The following is an 18982-nucleotide window of genomic DNA, read 5'->3' as shown; positions in this document are numbered from 1 at the left end:
CAGCCTTTGCTACTTGCTTTTAACTCAGCTATCATGAGTTATGATTTACGATAGGTTAATTGAATATATCTTTCATACCATAAATCGACATATTCTGGTGAGAACGGCCCTTTTTTATTATTAATCCAATCCACAAGAATTTCTACATTCGCCTTTAGGATTTGATCAATTTCTTTCGAATAGTGCATTTGACGGCGATGTAATTCATACTCATCGACATCAAGCAATCGTTTTTCGCCATCTGGAAAAATCTTAATATCTAAATCATAATCAATATATTTCAGCGCCTCAGCATCCAATACATAAGGCGATGCAAGATTACAATAATAAGATATCCCCTTTTGACGAATCATCGTTACAATATTAAACCAATAATGTTTATGATAATAAAGTAACGCTGGCTCCCTCGTCAACCATCTTCTTCCGTCGGACTCAGTCACAAGAGTATGATCATTACAAGCGATAATAGCTTGATCGCTTGTCTTCAAAATCATGCTGTCGCGCCAAGTGCGATGAAGACTACCATCATGTTTATAACTCTTGACAGTGATGAATTCTCCTTCTCTGGGATTGTGCACCACTATATCCAACTTTCTGTATCTATTTAAGAGATAACTCTTAGTGTTTTTCAAATCACTAGTAGTATAGCATATTTCTAGTATTCTGTGAACAAAAAACAGTACAGCGATGCGATTTTAGCTCATTCATTTATAAAAGCTCTTGCCCGACTAAAATCTCGCACATTTTCCCTTGAACTCTTGATTGAGGCAGAAGTTCCATCTCTTCTTTAGTAACCCACTTTAGAGTTCTAGATGAATTATTCTTCACCTCACCTGATGCGTTCGCATATTGCAATTCAATATCCCATCTTTGGTGACTGAAAATATGCTTGACCGATTTAGGAAGCAGTCGAATCGGTGTTAATTTCATTCTGTACAGACTTTCGAATTGCACTTCTAATGGTATATTCTGATTGATTTCATAATTTGAAGATTCTTCTAGCACGCCCTCAAATAGATCAATCGATTCTCCAATTGTGCTGAAATCACGAATCAACGGAAAATGCCAAAAGCCACTGAGTAAATCCGCTTGTGTATTTTTTTCAACTAAAAATCTTCCTTGCTCATCTTGAACCACAAAGGCTCTCCATTTCATCGGAGTTGGTTTTTTCTTAGGTTTTTTAATTGGATAAATATGCATCGTTCCATTTAAATATGCCGCACTGAAATCTTTCACCGGACTTTCTTCTGGACGAGGATTCACTGGAGATTCGATATCAGAACCTAAATCCATCAGAGCCTGATTAAAATCTCCCGGTCTGTCAGGATCAATAAGAATTTCAGCAATTTCTTGGAAAGCCCATCGATTGCTTGGATTTCCAATATCTAAATTCACTTCAAACAGTCTACTAATGACTCGCATCAAATTCCCATCAACTGCTGGTTCTGGCAACCCGAATGCAATACTTGCAATCGCTCCAGCAGTATAAGGGCCTATCCCTTTTAACGATAGGATTCCGTCATAAGTATTTGGAAATTCTCCACCAAACTCTTCCATCACTTGAATGGCTGCCTTTTGCATATTACGTACTCGTGAGTAATATCCAAGTCCTTCCCAGCATTTTAATAAAGTCTCTTCAGGAGCTTCTGCCAAATCTTTTATAGTTGGAAAAGTCGCTAGAAAACGCTCGTAATATGGAATTACTGTATCCACTCTTGTTTGTTGAAGCATGATTTCGCTCACCCAAATGAAATATGGATTTTGCGTTCTTCTCCAAGGTAAATCCCGTTTTTCTTTATCATACCAATCTAGTAGCGCCCGTCTAAAACGCTTAATTTTCTTCTCGTCCCACATTTTCACGCCAATTCCGGCTAAATCCATTCTTCTTTCTCCATTTCAAATTGCGCGATAGCTTGTTCAATCACACTGGAAGTAAATCCTTTTTGATACAACTTCCCTTTGATTTGATACCATAGCGCTGATTCATTATCTTCATATTTTTTAGCGATACGTCGGTAAATAGTTGCAATCTCCTTTATTGCCAATTCTGCTTCCATCTCGTTTTGAGCTTCAAACGATAGGAACGGAACTACTTCTTCAGCAATTTCTTTCGAATATCCTTTTTGCATCACGAATACTTTTACCTTTTGCTTTGCTACTTTAGTAGTAACTCTTTTTTGTCCTTTCAAATAAGCTTGCGTAATTTGAATCGCATTTTCGAGCTGCTCTTTTAGAGAATAGCCTTCAAGAACGGTTTGAATGACTTTGTCACTAATCCCCTTCTTCTGTAAATCAAAAATGACAGACTTCGGCCCTTTGAATGTGACAAACTTTGCCTGATTTAAATAGCTTTCAGCATAAAACGTATCATTGATAAAATTTTGTTCATGTAACTTTCCAAGAACCTCATTAATAATGTCGTCATCGAATTCCAATTTTTCTAATTTTTCATAGACTTCCTTCGTTGAACGAAGCTTGAAGTTTAAAAAGTGTAATGCTTTTTGATAGGCTTGCTGAATACAATCATCATGCTGAATTTCTTCAATTTGTTCTTTTGTCAGTTCGGTCCCTTTAAATAAGGCATACTTTACAACTGTTGCCTCATCTACACCAAAGGCAAAAACATCATTCAAATAAATATTGTAACGCCCTTTTTTCTTCTGGGCCTCAATTTTTGTAATGACCATATCCCCACACTCCAATCTACTTAAAATATTTTAGCAAAATACACAGATGAATAAAAGTTTAACTCTCTAATCTACTTTCATATACGAAAAAGGCTCACTAATAGTGAGCCTTTTAAGTCATTTCATTAATCTTTATCCATCCCCATTGCGCGCATAATTGCTTTAGCAATTTCAACGATTGGAACAATTGAGAATGCTGATCCAACTACAAACAACCATTGACCCGCTGTTAGAGTTGCTACGTCAAATACCGTTGTTAATCCAGGAATAACCATTACACTTAACAGCATTACTGCTGATAATAGGATTGCGTAGTTAAACATCTTGTTTTTGAACGCCCCAACTTCGCCAAGTGATTTGTACACTGACTTCACGTTGAACGCATGGAACAATTGGATTAAACCTAATGTTGCAAACGCCATTGTTTCCCCAACTGGGTTCCCCCAATTAGCGATATGAGTTGCATACCAGAATACAAATAATGTAATTCCGCCTTCGAAGAAACCTTGGTAGAAGATACTTGGTAACACACCGTTTGATAAGAAGTTCGAACTCTTACCGCGTGGTGGGTGATTCATAATATCCGCTTCCGCTTCTTCAAGACCTAAAGCAATCGCTGGGAACACGTCTGTTACTAAGTTGATCCATAAAATATGGATTGGTTCTAGAATGGACCAACCAGCCATTGTCGCAACAAACATTGTCATTACTTCACCGAAGTTTGCAGATAGCAAGTATTGAACAGCTTTTTGGATATTCGAGAATACTTTACGTCCTTCTTCAACAGCTACTACGATTGTTTCGAAGTTGTCATCGGCAAGTACCATATCTGAAGCGCCTTTAGAAACTTCAGTACCTGTAATCCCCATACCAACACCGATATCGGCTTGTTTAAGTGAAGGAGCATCGTTAACTCCATCCCCAGTCATCGAAACAACTTTACCATTCTTTTGCCAAGCCTTTACGATACGAACTTTATGTTCTGGAGATACACGAGCGTATACAGAGTAAGTTTCAACAGTACGCTCTAATTCTTCATCAGAAATATCGTTTAATTCGCTGCCTGTTAATACTCCGTCTTCTTGATCTGGACGAAGAATCCCTAAACGTTTTGCAATCGCTTGGGCTGTATCACGGTGGTCCCCAGTAATCATAATTGTACGAATACCAGCTGATTGCGCTACTTTAATCGCAGCAGCTGCTTCTTTACGTTCTGGGTCAATCATCCCCACTAAACCAGCAAAGATTAAATCATGTTCAATTGAATCTGTGTCGATGGTTTCAGGAAGAGTATCAATCACTTTATATGCCATCGCTAACACACGAAGAGCTTGAGTAGCCATTTCTTTGTTTAATTTCATTAAAGTTGTGCGGTCATCTTCTGTAAACGCAGAAACTTCACCATGTTTTTCAATCTTCGTCACACGGTCTAATAACATATCCGGAGCGCCTTTTGTTGCAACCAAATATTTACCATCTTCTAATTGATGGATTGTTGTCATTAATTTACGAGTTGAATCGAATGGAACTTCCGCAACACGTGGAATGTTTACTAACTCTTCACGTACATCATAGTTTTTATCAAGACCGTATTGAACCATCGCTGTTTCAGTTGGGTCCCCTAATAATGAATTGTCTTGAGAAATCTTAGTATCGTTAGCTAAGTTCATCACACGAAGCGCGATGTTATCTTTAGAAATTTCTTCCGACGCATCATGGATTTCGTTGTCATAAACCATTTTTTCAACAGTCATTTGGTTGAGTGTCAACGTACCAGTTTTATCTGAACAGATAATTTCAACACCACCTAATGTTTCAACAGCTGGTAATTTACGAACTAGAGCATTCCGTTGAGCCATTTTTTGAGTTCCTAATGCAAGGATAATTGTAGAAATCGCTGGTAACCCTTCTGGAATTGCAGCAACGGCAATCGCAATTGCTGTTAATAACATATGAGTCCATTCATTTCCTCTAAGCATTCCTACTACAAAGATAATAATCGCAATCACTAAAATCATAATCGTTAGCCATTTACCAAGAGCATCTTGATTTTCTTGAAGTGGTGTTTTACCTTCTTCAGTGTTTGCTAACATATTAGCGATTTTACCAACTTCTGTATTCATACCAGTACTTGTAACCACACCAACAGCACGGCCGTAAGTTACGTTTGTACTTGAGAACGCCATATTTGTACGATCTCCAATTCCTACTTCATCGCCTGTAGGAATCACTAAGTCTTTATCAACAGGAACAGATTCCCCTGTTAAAGCAGACTCTTCGATTTTCACAGTGTTTACTTCGAATAAACGCATATCCGCTGGCACGACATCCCCAGCTTCAAGGATAACGATGTCTCCGACTACGATATCTTCCCCTTTAACGTGTTCCACATGTCCATCACGTAAAACACTTGCTACAGGTGAAGCCATTTTCTTCAACGCTTCGATAGCTTCTTCAGCTTTTGATTCTTGGAATACCCCTAGAATAGCATTCAGTAAGACAACTGCTAAAATGATAATGGCATCTGTCGGATCTGGTTCACCACTATGAGCAAACATCGAAACAACCGCAGCGACTAAAAGCACTAAAATCATGAAATCTTTAAATTGATCCACAAATTTTTCTAAAAGTGATTTTTTCTTACCTTCCTGTAATGTGTTTGCGCCGTATTTTTCAAGTCTAGAAGCAACTTCTTGTGAACTTAATCCAGCAGGGCTAGATTGAACTTCGTTAAAAACTTCCTCCACTGACTGTAAATATACGGGTTTTGTTTGTTGTTCCAACAAAATACACTCCTTTTCTTTTTCTATAAAAAGAGAGACTTATGCCCATCATCCTTTTGATAATAAACATAAGTCTCACTGTTCAAGATAATACCAGCGAGAATTCGCTTGCTGTTGATATTATCGCAACGATTGGTTGCCAGTTACTCCCTTATAGAGATCGATTATTGTTGTAGTTACTATACCAAATAAGTGTGAGATTTGCAAATTTTTTAGATAAATTGTTAACCTTTCTTTTTACCTAAATTTCGCGGATTTTAGCCAAATCCAACCGTTCCAATGCCGGTGCATTTTTCGAGATAAAGTAATCATCAAGCACTTTAGCTTTCAGATTCATCGCTTGTAACTTTTCATCCATCATCGGCGTTTTCTTAAACACCCATTGCGTCCCATGAAGGATTCCTTCACTGACACCTGATGTCAGAAGCCACTTCTTAGCGCGCTTACTTTTTGCACTATAATCTTCTACCATTGCTTTACGATGTTTCTCAAACATTCCATTTTCAATGAAGAGCGTAAATGTTTTTTGCATCATCACATTCGAATCGTAATCCATCCATTGCTTTCTCATTGAAAAAGCTTCTACCAATTCTTTGGGCAAGACAACAATCCCTATTTTCAAGGCTGAAAACAAAATAGATGAAAAGGATTTTACATAAATAACTCGTCCATCCATATCGTAATAATGAAGTGGTGTTGCATTCCCCTCTACAAAGTCTGCCATATAATCATCCTCAATAATATATACAGAGTAACGTCTCGCCAGTTCTACAATTTTTTTCTTGGTGCCTTCGCTGTAACTTCCACCTAGCGGATTATGAAACCTAGAAATCGTATAGAATAGTGAAAACTCTCCACTCGCGAATAATTTTTCTAATCGGTCTAAATCAATTTCACCATCCATCTGCCGTTCAATCGTTTCGTACGGAATGTTCAAATGCTTCACCAATTCATTCATTCGTGCATAAGTCGGTTGTTCGAGCAACACCTTTTTCCCTTGAATCAATTGCAATAAAATATATAGCGCTTGTTGAGTTCCAGTCGTGATGACCAATTGTTCCTTTGCAGCATACACCCCATACTCTTCTAAAATAGGCATTAACGCCTGAATCAATTCATCCATCCCAGAAGCTTGCTCTTTTTTAGTTAGTTTTAGATCATGCGCACTAGCAAGCGATTGATTAAAGCAGATACGCAAGTCCTCAATTGGGAGTTGCCAATAGTCTTCCTCAGATTCTTCCAATTGCTTTGCTTCTGAATTCTTTAATACATAAAAGCCACTTTTTTCGACTGCATAAATAAAACTTTCATCTTTTAGACTACGCAAGGCTCGTTGTACCGTATCCTTATTAACCCCGTATTGAGAAACTAATTCTCGAATTGAGGGAAGTTTATCTCCTTTTTGAAGATTCCCAATTAATATTTCCTCTTTTAATAACTGAGCTAATTGCTGGTATTGATACATGACACACCTCCACTGTACCGGTACAGTTTGTTTTCATCCCTATTGTATCCTCACCTGTCCCGTTTTACAATACAGATACATTGAAAATCGAGGAATAGATATGAAAAAAATATTAATCGCAAACGACTTGCCAGGAATTGGCAAAGTTGCACTCGCACCCGCTATCCCGATTTTCGCTTGTTGTCAGATTGAAACGATTCTACTGCCTACAGTACTTCTTTCATCTCATACCGGCGGATTCAAAAATATCGCGGTTGAGGAGCAAACAGAATTTATGAGGCAGTCCCTTTACCAATGGGAGAATCTGGAAATAAAACCGGATGCTGTTTTGACAGGATACTTCCGAAACACAGAACAAATTGAATTAATGGTCGATACCATTGAAAAACTGCCAGAGTCTACGAAAATTTTTATCGATCCAATCATGGGGGATAACGGAAAACTGTATAGCGGATTTACAAAAGAACATGTTGAAGCCATGAGAAAACTCATTCAAAAAGCTGATGTGATTTATCCAAATATTACAGAAGCCTGTCTTTTGACAGATACGCCCTATCCAAAAGGAAAAATCATGATGGACTTTACAAGAGAGTTAGCTAAGAAACTAGCCGAACTTGGGCCAGCGTCCATCATTATTACTGGATGTCCTGATAATGAGAAAGTTACAGGCGTTCAGCTATATTATAAAGAATCGGATTCATTTTTTGATTTTTATACAGCAAAATACCCGCATCATTTTTACGGTACAGGTGATACACTAGCCGCTCTAACAACTGCGTGCATCCTTCAAGACATGACCGTGGAAGAAGCCCTATCGTTCACACTTAAATTCATCGACGAAGTGCTTCAACTGAGCAGCCAACAACCTGAACGAATTCCATTTGGTCTTCCAATCGAGAAAAAACTTGGAATGCTAACCACAAAATTTACTACTGAGGTGTCATTATGAAAAATACAGATTTAAGAGATTTAGTTCAAACAAGCTTATTCGCAGCTCTAATTTTTTTAGGTATAAGTGTCTTTAGAATTCAAATACCATTTTCCACACAATTCGTTCATTTTGGGAATGCACTTGTTGTTGTGGGATGTTTATTATTTGGAACAAAACAAGGAGCCTTCGCTGCAACCATCGGGCTTGGAGTCTTTGATATCTTAAATGGTTATGCTGCCGTTGTCTGGGAAACCATTCTTGAATCATTAATTGTCTGCTTAGTCATCCATCTTGTTTACGAAAAAGCATTAAAGAAAGATGACAAAATTAGAAACATCATCTTAATTGGTGTTTTAGCAGCCCTCACAAAAATAATTGTGAATATTATTAAATATACATTTTTACGTGGAGTGATCGTCGGAGGTCTCGCCTTAGCTCCAGCCTTTATTCAAGCCATCAATAAGATTACAGGGACTTTCGGTTCAGCCGCCCTTACTATTATTGCAGTTCCAATCATATATCCACTTTTTAAAGAAGCCTTAAAACGTGTAAAAAGATAAACAAAACAGCTATTACGAACTCAATCGTAATAGCTGTTTCTTTTTTATCACCACAGAGGAGTATTAGAAATATATAGATTCTCCTGTCAGCGGTCTAATAAATAATTAGCAATAATTTTTAACGCTGACTCTATACTATCATTGACTTCTTTTCTTGTCTCAAAGTCATCATCCCAATAATAGATGTCCGACAACCCTCCATGAGGCGGAAATAACGACTTGTACACATCTAACTTTTCTCTTTCATCAAGAATTCCATTTGCATCTAGAAATCCCTTTAAATTCATCAAAGTTTTAATTTGTGGATTCACATCTTCTATTTGATATTGGTTAATTATTTCCAATAAATGATCAATTGCATTAATTACTCCTTCTGACATCGCTATTCTCCCTTGATTACTTTTCTCTATTTTACCATAGTAAACTTCTCTTTTTCACCATGGAAGAAGGTTACCAGAAAAAGTCTAAGCACCATTTCCCTTTCCGCGACAGAAGGTTACTAGAAAAATAGTGAAAATCAAATAAAACTCCTCGGAGTTATTGTGGCAATAGTAGGGAATTATAACCAATGTGAATTAGGGAGAGTTGCGATTATTCGCTACTCTCCCTTTGAAGCTTGGTAGGTTTGAGACCTTAGGCTCAAACCGTTATCCTACTATTCTTGCCACAATAACAACTCTGACAAACTCTTAGCACTCTTCTCTTTCCCTCCACAGAGGACTATTAGAATCCCCCTTGGTTGTATTCAAAAGAAAGAACTCCTTGGAGTTATTATGGCAATGGTAGGAAATCATAACCAATGTGAATTAGGGAGAGTTGCGATTATTCGCTACTCTCCCTTTGAAGCTTGGTAGGCTTGAGACCTTAGGCTCAAGCTGGTATCCTACCATTCCTGCCATAATAACAACTCCAAAGGAGTTCTTGCTATTAATCTAGTCTTAATAATACAAAGGGATTCTAATAGCCCTCTGGATTTTTCTTTTGCCAGTTCCATGAGTCGCGAACCATATCGTTCAAGTTCTTTTCTGCTACCCATCCTAGCACTTCTTTTGCTTTAGAAGCATCCGCATAACAAGTTGCGATATCCCCTGCACGACGAGGTGCAATTTTATAAGGAATATCCACTCCATTTTCTGCGATAAATGCTTTTACTAAATCTAATACACTGTATCCAATACCCGTCCCTAAGTTAAAGACTTTTGCTCCTTTTTGAGCCGCATTATTTTTAACTGCAAGTACGTGCCCACGAGCTAAATCAACAACGTGGATGTAATCACGAACTCCAGTCCCATCATGTGTATCGTAGTCGTCACCAAATACACTTAAGAATTCGCGTTTACCAACAGCCACTTGAGTGATGTATGGCATTAAGTTGTTTGGAATTCCGTTTGGAGCTTCTCCAATCAATCCACTTTCATGCGCTCCGATTGGGTTGAAGTAACGTAAGTTTGTGACAGACCAGTCGCTATCTGAGAAAGCAACATCATTTAAGATTTGTTCAAGCATCACTTTTGTATAACCATAAGGGTTTGTTGCGCTTGTTGGCATTTCTTCTTTAAAAGGAACCACGTTGTTCATACCATATACAGTTGCACTTGAGCTGAACACGATATCCTTCACGTTAAATTGACGCATTACGTCTAATAACACTAATGTTCCTGTGATGTTGTTGTGATAGTATTCTAAAGGTTTTTCAACAGACTCTCCCACAGCCTTGAACCCTGCAAAATGAATCACTGAATCGATGTTTTCTTTTTCAAAAACTGTTACTAGGAAATCACGATCAAGAATGTCTCCTTCATATAGCGGGAAATCTTTTCCTGTGATTGTTTTTAAACGGTTCAATACTTCTGGTGAGCTATTTGAAAAGTTGTCGACAATAACAACGTCAAATCCAGCTTTGTCTAATTCGATTACTGTATGAGAACCGATATATCCTGCTCCACCTGTTACTAAAATTGCCATGTTTACTTCCTCCCCTTAGTTCAACACGTCTTCTGCGTGATCTTTTTGTAACGTCAAAATACGTGGACCATCTTTTGTAATGGCTAATGTATGTTCAAATTGGCAGCTTAACCCACCATCTAATGTATGAGCAGTCCACCCATTACTTTCCATTTCCGCTTTCCAAGTTCCAGTATTCACCATTGGTTCAATGGTAATAACCATTCCTTCTTTTAAGCGAAGACCTTTTCCTGGTTCACCGTAGTGAGGTACTGCTGGGCTTTCGTGAATCGTTGGCCCAATTCCATGTCCGATAAAATCACGAACAACAGATAATCCTTCACTTTCTACATAAGTTTGGATTGCGTGTCCAATATCTCCAATACGATTTCCAACTTTTGCTTGTTGAATTCCTAAGTATAGAGCTTTCTTTGTCACTTCATATAAGTGGTCAATTTCTGGAGTACTTTCGCCAACAATATAGCTCCAGCATGAATCTGATAGGGCTCCTTTTAACTCTACACAGAAGTCTACTTTTACTAAGTCGCCTGATTTTAATGGCTTGCGACGTGGAAAACCGTGACAAATCTCATCATTGATACTTTGACACGTTGCGTATTTATACCCTTCATAGCCAATTTGAGGAGCAGATCCGCCTGCTTCTTCAATTTTTCTTTGGACAAATTGATCGATATCCCAAGTAGTGACACCAGGTTTAATAAAATCACGAAGTTGAACATGAATTGAAGCTAAAAGCGCTCCAGATTCTTCCATTGCATCAATTTCGCGTTTTGATTTTAATGTAATCATGAAATAAACTCATCCTTTCTAACAAAGGCAATTATAGCATATAAAATAAAATAAAGAATAGTTATTTAAACAAGTTTTAACTAGATGTACAACTAAATCTTCCAACCCAACTTTTCCACTAAAATTTTTTCGTTTCAAACTACTGAAAGCCTCTAACAAAAAAACACCGCCTCATTGCGGCGATGTCTTAAATGAATTATTGTGGTGGTCTAGAACCTCTACCTGGCGGGAATGGTCTAGGTGTAATACTTGTTGTTGTCTCAGTTGAAGGATCTTCAGCTACAGGAGAAGCAGTCGTTGGTGCTTCTGTTGTTGGAGCCTCAGTAGTTTGTACTGTAGTAGTTGTTTCTGCAGTTGTTGTTTCTGCAGTTGTTGTTTCTGCAGTTGTTGTTTCTGCAGTTGTTGTTTCAACAGTAACTTCTTCATCTGATTCTGAGGATGCAGTTTCTGTTGTTGCTTCGACTAATACGTTCTCTCTAATATAACCAATATATTTATAACAACTTTCTTCCTGCGTGAATTCTGATGCAGAAATAGTTGCGCTTGTAGCCAAAGCTCCAGATAATACTAATCCGATTGTTAATACTATATTTTTATGTTTTTTATTAGAAAACACAAAATATCCTGCACTAGTCAACACGAGCACCCCTAAAGTCATAAAAATGACATTAGAATTCGTTCCTGTATTTGGTAATGTTGCAGGTAATTGACATGCCCCTTTATCATATGCATAAACAAGCAAAATACGATCCTGGTTTCCTAACTCCGTAAACTCGCCTTTTTGGATATTTGCTTTTTGAATCTCTGTAAGATTCGAGAAGTTTACTTTTTGAATTTCTTCTGCAAAAACATTGTTCGTGAAATATCCAAACCAGCCTAACAACAGTGCAACAATGAATAAAAATTTCATTTTTTTCAACGCAAATCAGCTCCTTAAAATTCATCACAATAATTATACATCTTTTCTTCATAAAGTTCAATATTTATTATTTTTGTATGAATTTTGTTCGAATTGTTTTTCGGATATTAACGCTTATAAAAAGCCTTTAATCCTAAGATTAAAGGCTTTTTACAAAATATTTTCTGAATCAAATTAATCCAATTCAATTTGACCTGTATAGAGTTTGTAGTAAACACCATGTTTTTCCATTAAGCTTTCATGGTCTCCGCGTTCGATAATTTCACCATGTTCCATTACCATAATCACATCGGCATTACGAATCGTAGATAAACGGTGCGCAATTACAAATGAAGTACGGCCTTCCATCAATTGGTCCATACCACGTGAAATTAGCGCTTCAGTATGGCTATCGATTGAGCTTGTTGCTTCATCTAGAATCAATACTTTAGGGTTAGCAACGGCAGCACGTGCAATTGCAAGCAATTGTCGTTGACCTTGAGACAAGCCTTCTCCGTCCCCTGTAATTTCTGTTTGATATCCTTGAGGCAGACGTTTGATAAAGCTGTGGGCATTGGCTAATTTCGCTGCTTTAATGACTTCATCATCAGTTGCATCTAAATTACCATAGCGAATATTATCCGCAATAGTACCCGTAAATAAATGCGTATCTTGCAACACAATCGAAATTGTCTTACGTAAGTCATCTTTCTTAATCTTTGTTACTGGAATCTCATCAAAAGTAATGACCCCAGAATCAATCTCATAGAAACGGTTGATTAAGTTCGTAATAGTCGTTTTACCAGCACCAGTCGCCCCTACAAAGGCTACCTTCAATCCTGGTTCAGCCCAAACATTGATATCTTTTAAGATACGCACACCTGGCACATATCCAAAGTCAACATTGTGTAGTTGAATATTTCCGACAACCGGAATACGTTTGTCGCCATCCACCCAGTACCATTGATTTGGATCGCGTTGGTCCAAAGTAACAGTTCCTTCGTCGACTTCAGGTTTTTCACGAAGGATGGCAAAGATACGTTCTGCCCCCGCCATCGCACTAAGAAGTACGTTCATTTGTTGAGACATTTGACCAAGTGGTTGTGCGAAAGTTCTTGAGAATTGTAGGAATGAGGCAAGTCCTCCAATATCCATCGCGTTAATAATCACTAAGTATCCCCCAACTGCTGCAGTAATCGCATAGTTCACATAACTGATGTTCCCTAAGATTGGGAACATGATACTTGAATAGAATTGTGCGTTATTGGCAGCTTCTTGAAGTTCAATGTTGAGTTTATTGAATTCATCAAGCACTTTATGCTCGTGGTTAAATACTTTAACGACTTTTTGCCCTTCAATATGCTCTTCCACGAATCCATTCACTTGTCCAAGAATCGCTTGTTGCGCAGCGAATTGTTTTCCTGACTTCGCCCCTAGTTGTTTCACGATTTGGAACATCAAGAATACCATCGCAATCAGAAGCACTGTTAAGATTGGTGAAAGGATGACCATCATCACAAACGTCAATACTAATTGAAGCGTTGAACTGATAATCATTAACATACTGTTGTTAAAAGCGTTTTGAATATTTTCAAAGTCGTTTGTAAAACGAGACATTAAGTCCCCATGCTTATTCGTATCAAAGAAACGAATTGGCAAGCCTTGAATATGATTGAATAAATCTGAACGCATTTTCTCGATGGTATTTTGTCCAACTGTGACCATTAAACGCGCAGAGAAGTAGCTGGCTGTTGCTCCAAGCACATAAACAATCGCGATAAAACCAAGCATTTTCGCCAATCCTGCTAAATCCCCTGTTTCAATAAAATCATTGATTAATGGACGAATCGCATACGTTCCGATAATTCCAGAAGCACTTGAAATGATTAAGCAGACCACAACAACTGCAAGAGTCATCTTACTCTTCCATAAATACCCCCATAAGTCTGCCAAAGTTTGCTTCATGTTTTCTGGACGTTTTGGCCCTTTAATTTTACTCATCTCCTTTGGCTCCTTTCATTTGGGTTTCATAAATATCACGATACAAGTCGTTTGTTTCCATTAACTCTTCATGAGTTCCTAGTCCGTTTACTTTACCATCATCTAACACAAGAATATTGTCTGCTCCTTGAATTGATGAAATACGTTGGGCAATAATAATAACCGTTGTATCTGGTAAATGGTTAAAGAACGCTTCTCGAATCTTCGAGTCAGTCGCTGTATCGACTGCTGAGGTTGAATCGTCTAGAATTAACACTGCAGGCTTACGTAGCATTGCTCGAGCAATTGTTAGACGTTGTTTTTGTCCTCCTGAGAAGTTTGAACCACCTTGTTCTACACGAGTATCATATCCGTCCGGCATTTCCATAATAAAATCATGAGCTTGTGCATGTTTAGCCGCTTGAATCATCTCTTCTTCTGTAGCATCTGGATTTCCCCACAAGAGGTTCTCACGAATTGTTCCAGAGAATAAAGTGTTCTTTTGTAATACCATCGATACATTTTGACGAAGGTCTGCAAAACGATACTCGCGAACATCATGTCCGCCCACGCGAACAGTCCCTGCTGTAGTGTCATAGAGTCGAGGAATCAACTGTACAAGAGAAGATTTTCCAGAACCGGTTGGCCCGATAATTCCAAATACTTCACCTGGTTTAATCTTGAAGTTGATATTGCTTAACACTTCTTCATCTTGTTGTTTTCCATATGAGAAATGAACATGGTCGAACTCCACTTCACCATAAACTTTATCAACCGTAATTGGGTATTCTGGTTCTTCCACATCGATGTTTGTATCCAATACTTCGAAGATACGATCCATAGAAGCTTTTGTCATTGTCAACATCACGAACACGAATGAAATCATCATGAGGGACATCAAGATTTGTGTGATATAAGAAATGAAACTGATAAGGTCTCCTGTTGTCATCGTTCCACTGATAACAAGACCACCCCCAAACCACATCACAGCAATTGTTACCGCATAAATCGTTAACTGCATGATTGGGTTATTCCACATTACGACATACATCGCATGTAAGGCACGTTCTCTAAATGTAGAGTTTTCTTTACCGAATTTTTTCTTCTCAAAAGTTTCACGTACGAATGATTTTACAACGCGAATTCCGATAAAGTTTTCTTGTAGTGTACGGTTAATGCCGTCTGTTGCTTGTTGTAATTTTCTAAAGCGAGGAAAGGCTGTAGAAATGATAAGGGCTAGCGATAACACTAAGATTGGTACAGCGACCATGAAGACAAGTGATAATTGCGCATTAATGCTTACTGCAAAGAAGATAGCGAAGATAAACATCATTGGCGCACGCGCTAAAATACGCATAGTCATAATGGCAGTATTTTGAATGTTGTTCACGTCACTTGTCATACGCGTAATCAAAGAAGCATTTGAGAAGTGATCGATGTTTTTAAATGAGAAAGCCTGAATTTTCTTCATTTCAGCAGAACGTAACTCTGCGGCAACTCCAGTCCCCGCAATCGATGCAAATTTCGCACCAAGAACTCCAGCTGAAAGAGATACAATCGCTACAAGAATCATAACGAACCCTTGTTGCATAATAAAGCCTAAGTCTTTATTTGGAATCCCTTCGTCGATAATTTGCTTCATAATAATCGGTTGCGCTACTTCACAGAGCACCTCGATTAAAATGGCAAAAAACGCTAAGAAAGGATATTTTTTATACTTACTAAAAAACGGAATAATCTGTTTTAGCATTTTTTCACTCCTTTTTATGATTTTTGATAATAAAAAACTGCCTCTGGGCACACGCCAAAGACAAGCATTCTGCTAAGAATTACTAAAATAAGTTTATCAAGCTTTGACTAGGTTTTCAAATGAAATCCTTTATTTTTTAACCGAATTTTCATTTTATTTTAAGGGAATTCTTTCTTTTTAAAAAAACAAAAATAGAATCTCCAATCGAATGTTTTTCATAGATAGTAGCTCAGTGTTTTGTGTTTGCACCGCGATTTATGGTACAATGAGCCAAACGAAATTTTAGAAAGCGAGGGACTCAAGTGTCCACAATCCAATACATTAGTACACGAGACACAAACAATCGCGTGACCGCTTCTCAAGCCATTCTAAAAGGAATCGCTGAAGACGGCGGATTATACGTACCAACTACCCTCCCAGAAGTGACTTTGGACTGGGAAGTGTTAAAAAATCAAAGCTATCAAGAAATTGCCATTGAAATTTTATCTGCATTTTTAACAGATTTTACAAAAGAAGAAATCACAGCCTGCGTACATTCAGCATATGATACAACGTTTGATACTAAAGAAATCGCACCTGTGAAAAAAGTTGGCGACCGTCACTTTATGGAACTCTTCCACGGAAGAACTATCGCCTTCAAGGATATGGCACTATCCATCTTGCCATACTTACTTACAACTGCCGCTAAGAAAAATCAATCTGACAAAGAAATCGTGATTCTAACAGCGACATCTGGAGACACTGGGAAAGCTGCTCTTGCAGGATTTGCGGATGTACCTCACACAAACATCATCGTCTTCTATCCAAAAGGCGGCGTAAGTACCATCCAAGAACGCCAAATGGTCACACAAGCAGGCGACAACACATTTGTCTACGGTGTAGAAGGAAACTTCGATGACGCACAAACAAAAGTCAAAGAGTTATTTGCGGATAAAGAGTTAAACGCAACACTTGCAGAAAAAGGATTCCAATTCTCTTCTGCTAACTCGATTAATATCGGACGTCTTTGCCCACAAATCGTGTACTACGTATTCGCGTATGCACAATTAGTCAAAGACGGCACTCTAGCAATTGGCGCCCCAATGAACGTTGTGGTGCCAACTGGTAACTTCGGTAACATCCTAGCAGCCTACTATGCAAAAGGAATCGGTGTGCCAATCAATAAACTCATCTGTGCTTCAAATGAAAACGATGTGCTTGTTGATTTCTTCCAAACAGGAACGTACAACCGACTTCGCGAATTTAAATTAACAAGTTCTCCAAGTATGGATATTCTTGTTTCAAGTAACCTTGAGCGTTTCGTCTTCGAATTAACAGGACGAAGCTCAGACAAAACAAATGCACTAATGACTTCCCTAAAAGAAAACGGAAGCTACTCTGTTTCAAATACAGATACGGCTCTCTTCAAACAATTTTACGGAAATCGTGCAAGCCAAGAAGAAACGGCTCAAACGATTCATGATGTATTTAAGAGTGAGCATTACTTATTAGATCCACACACTGCGGTCGCGGATGCTGTGTATGCGAAATATAAGAAAGAAACAGGAGACGCCACTCCTACTGTGGTGGTATCGACTGCTAGTCCATACAAATTCCCACAAAGCGTACTTTCAGCACTAGACGTGGATACGAATCAATCCGACGCAGAACTGATGAACGCGATTCAACAAGAAAGCGGCATTGCCATTCCAACAGCTGTAACAAGCGTATTGGATGCCCCAATCCGTCATACAAAAGTTCTTTCAATCGAAGGCATGAAACAATCTGTCCTAGATTCATTAAACATTCAATAAAACAAATAAAGACAAGAAAAAGTCGAATCGACTATTTCTTGTCTTCTTTTTTATTCTTCTGTTAGGAAGCCTTGTGCTTTAAGAACATCGAGCATTTCAGCTCGTTTCGCACCAAGCGTATGGTATTTTGTAGACACTTGTTTTGTAAAGGCATCTACTCGACGATTAGCATCACGAAGATCGTAGTATTCTGTCACTGTCGCATCATACTCTTTCAACTCTTCTAATGGATTCTCAAGCTCACGATAGCCATTTTCCATATGAATCACTTCTTTTGGAAGGCGTGGTTTTAATTGTGGCTCTTGATTTGGCCAACCCACAGCTAAACCGATTGCTGGGTAAGTATATTTTGGTAAATTTAGTAACTCGACGATTTTTGCTGTGTCGTTAAAGAAACTTCCTAGATACACAGTCCCCATTCCTAAAGATTCTGCCGCCACAACAACATTCTGAGCTGCAATCACTGCATCTGTTATCCCCGATACGAAACGGTCTGCGCTACCTTGAACCCCCACTTCTTGTCCTAAGGCTTTCGCAATTTCAGTATTACGTCTTTGATCCACCACAAATACGAATAAATGTCCGCTAGTCGCCACATAAGATTGTCCACTCACGGCAGCTAATTCCTTCTTCAACTCTGGATCTGTCACACTAATAATCGAATAAGCTTGTAAGTACATACTTGAAGCTGTTCTTTGCGCCACTTCTACTAGTAAATCCACTTCTTCTTTTGTTAAAGGTTTATCCTCAAACGCACGAATCGTACGGTGGTTCAGTTGTGTTTGGATTGTTTCATTCATCTTAATTACTCCTTTGTATCAAAAAAAGAGTCGACTTGATATGTACCCCCTTTACTGGACAAACCAGTAAAGGGGGTATTTATTATGCGTTACTCATCAGAGTTCAAAATGAAATGTGTCGAATTATATCGACAAGGAATATGGGCCGAAACGCCTGAAAAAGTTATGAAGAGTAGTTTTCGGAAAAAAATAGTAGAATGGGATAAAATTGAAAAAATTCACGGCCCTAAGGGGTTAGAGCGCGTTAAAAAGCAGAGAAAATGGTCACAAGAAGAAAAATTGACATTTGTTCTACAGGTTTTAAATGGGAAAACTCTTACAGAGGTTTCTTTTCCAGCAGGAATTAATCACGGATTATTAAGTTCTTGGGTTCACAAGTATCTAACTTATGGATATAATGGTCTAAAGAATGAGAAAAGTGGACAAGCATTATCTAAGGAGCCTGTTATGAATAAAAAACTTGTATCAGATACCCTTTCAGAATCAGAACGAGAAGAATTAATTCGTTTGCGTGAACGAAATGCATATTTAGAGGCTGAAATTGCTGTTATAAAAAAACTGAGAGCCTTGAGAAAAGAACA

The 18982-nt window shown here is 38.2% G+C and carries 16 protein-coding genes; 4 read left to right on the top strand and 12 right to left on the bottom strand.

What is annotated here, in order from left to right; genetic code table 11:
• Positions 1-38: 38 nt before the first annotated feature.
• The 5 genes from ADH99_RS03310 to ADH99_RS03290 all read right to left on the bottom strand — a co-directional run bounded on the left by ADH99_RS03310 (position 39) and on the right by ADH99_RS03290 (position 6935).
• A complete protein-coding gene (locus ADH99_RS03310) occupies positions 39-578 on the bottom strand; it encodes a nucleoside tri-diphosphate phosphatase (RefSeq protein WP_039849260.1) in 540 nt (179 codons plus the stop codon).
• A gap of 130 nt (positions 579-708) precedes the next feature.
• Positions 709-1881, bottom strand: a complete 1173-nt coding sequence (gene mutY / locus ADH99_RS03305; protein WP_049555398.1) for an A/G-specific adenine glycosylase — start codon at positions 1879-1881, stop codon at positions 709-711.
• Positions 1872-2687 (bottom strand): RecX family transcriptional regulator, encoded by an 816-nt coding sequence (locus tag ADH99_RS03300; RefSeq protein WP_049555399.1) that lies wholly within the window; start codon positions 2685-2687, stop codon positions 1872-1874. Before ADH99_RS03300 ends, mutY begins: the two co-directional genes overlap by 10 nt.
• A gap of 125 nt (positions 2688-2812) precedes the next feature.
• Positions 2813-5470 carry a cation-translocating P-type ATPase gene (locus ADH99_RS03295; protein ID WP_152903696.1) on the bottom strand — a complete coding sequence of 886 codons (2658 nt, stop codon included), beginning with the start codon at positions 5468-5470 and terminating at the stop codon, positions 2813-2815.
• Between the two features lie 241 nt (positions 5471-5711).
• Positions 5712-6935, bottom strand: a complete 1224-nt coding sequence (locus ADH99_RS03290; RefSeq protein ID WP_049555401.1) for a PLP-dependent aminotransferase family protein — start codon at positions 6933-6935, stop codon at positions 5712-5714.
• Between the two features lie 100 nt (positions 6936-7035).
• Between ADH99_RS03290 and ADH99_RS03285 the strand changes: the two genes are divergently transcribed.
• The gene (locus tag ADH99_RS03285) at positions 7036-7884 is read left to right on the top strand and encodes a pyridoxamine kinase (RefSeq protein WP_049555402.1); all 849 of its coding nucleotides are present in this window, start codon (positions 7036-7038) and stop codon (positions 7882-7884) included.
• Positions 7881-8426: an ECF transporter S component gene (locus ADH99_RS03280; RefSeq protein ID WP_049555403.1), complete on the top strand. Its 546-nt coding sequence runs from the start codon at positions 7881-7883 to the stop codon at positions 8424-8426. Before ADH99_RS03285 ends, ADH99_RS03280 begins: the two co-directional genes overlap by 4 nt.
• 86 nt (positions 8427-8512) lie before the next feature.
• Here the strand turns inward: ADH99_RS03280 and ADH99_RS03275 are convergent, their stop codons facing one another.
• From ADH99_RS03275 to ADH99_RS03250, 6 genes are all read right to left on the bottom strand, one after another.
• Positions 8513-8806 (bottom strand): hypothetical protein, encoded by a 294-nt coding sequence (locus ADH99_RS03275; protein ID WP_005607103.1) that lies wholly within the window; start codon positions 8804-8806, stop codon positions 8513-8515.
• 577 nt (positions 8807-9383) lie between these two features.
• The gene (gene galE / locus ADH99_RS03270) at positions 9384-10391 is read right to left on the bottom strand and encodes a UDP-glucose 4-epimerase GalE (protein ID WP_049555404.1); all 1008 of its coding nucleotides are present in this window, start codon (positions 10389-10391) and stop codon (positions 9384-9386) included.
• Positions 10392-10406: 15 nt separating this feature from the next.
• Positions 10407-11180: a type I methionyl aminopeptidase gene (map, locus tag ADH99_RS03265; RefSeq protein ID WP_005607106.1), complete on the bottom strand. Its 774-nt coding sequence runs from the start codon at positions 11178-11180 to the stop codon at positions 10407-10409.
• A gap of 196 nt (positions 11181-11376) precedes the next feature.
• Entirely contained in the window at positions 11377-12090 is a 714-nt protein-coding gene (locus ADH99_RS03260) for an LPXTG cell wall anchor domain-containing protein (protein WP_152903697.1), read from the bottom strand.
• 183 nt (positions 12091-12273) lie between these two features.
• Positions 12274-14079, bottom strand: a complete 1806-nt coding sequence (locus ADH99_RS03255) for an ABC transporter ATP-binding protein (protein WP_049555406.1) — start codon at positions 14077-14079, stop codon at positions 12274-12276.
• Complete coding sequence (locus ADH99_RS03250; RefSeq protein WP_049555407.1) at positions 14072-15808, bottom strand: ABC transporter ATP-binding protein; 1737 nt, start codon at positions 15806-15808, stop codon at positions 14072-14074. Before ADH99_RS03250 ends, ADH99_RS03255 begins: the two co-directional genes overlap by 8 nt.
• A 302-nt stretch (positions 15809-16110) precedes the next feature.
• Between ADH99_RS03250 and thrC the strand changes: the two genes are divergently transcribed.
• Positions 16111-17601 carry a threonine synthase gene (gene thrC, locus ADH99_RS03245; protein ID WP_049555408.1) on the top strand — a complete coding sequence of 497 codons (1491 nt, stop codon included), beginning with the start codon at positions 16111-16113 and terminating at the stop codon, positions 17599-17601.
• A gap of 50 nt (positions 17602-17651) precedes the next feature.
• Here thrC and ADH99_RS03240 read toward each other — a convergent pair whose 3' ends face one another.
• A complete protein-coding gene (locus ADH99_RS03240; protein ID WP_049555409.1) occupies positions 17652-18401 on the bottom strand; it encodes an NADPH-dependent oxidoreductase in 750 nt (249 codons plus the stop codon).
• An 84-nt stretch (positions 18402-18485) separates the two neighbouring features.
• On the opposite strand from ADH99_RS03240, the gene ADH99_RS03235 reads away from it, so the two are divergent.
• Positions 18486-18982: transposase (locus tag ADH99_RS03235; RefSeq protein ID WP_049554915.1), on the top strand; the 497-nt coding region annotated here is incomplete at its 3' end.

It is taken from the genome of Granulicatella sp. 572.rep1_STHE (assembly GCF_001073445.1).
Taxonomy (GTDB): domain Bacteria; phylum Bacillota; class Bacilli; order Lactobacillales; family Aerococcaceae; genus Granulicatella; species Granulicatella adiacens.
The sequence above is the reverse complement of the archived record's forward strand: the minus strand, read 5'-3'. Positions and strand labels throughout refer to the sequence as shown.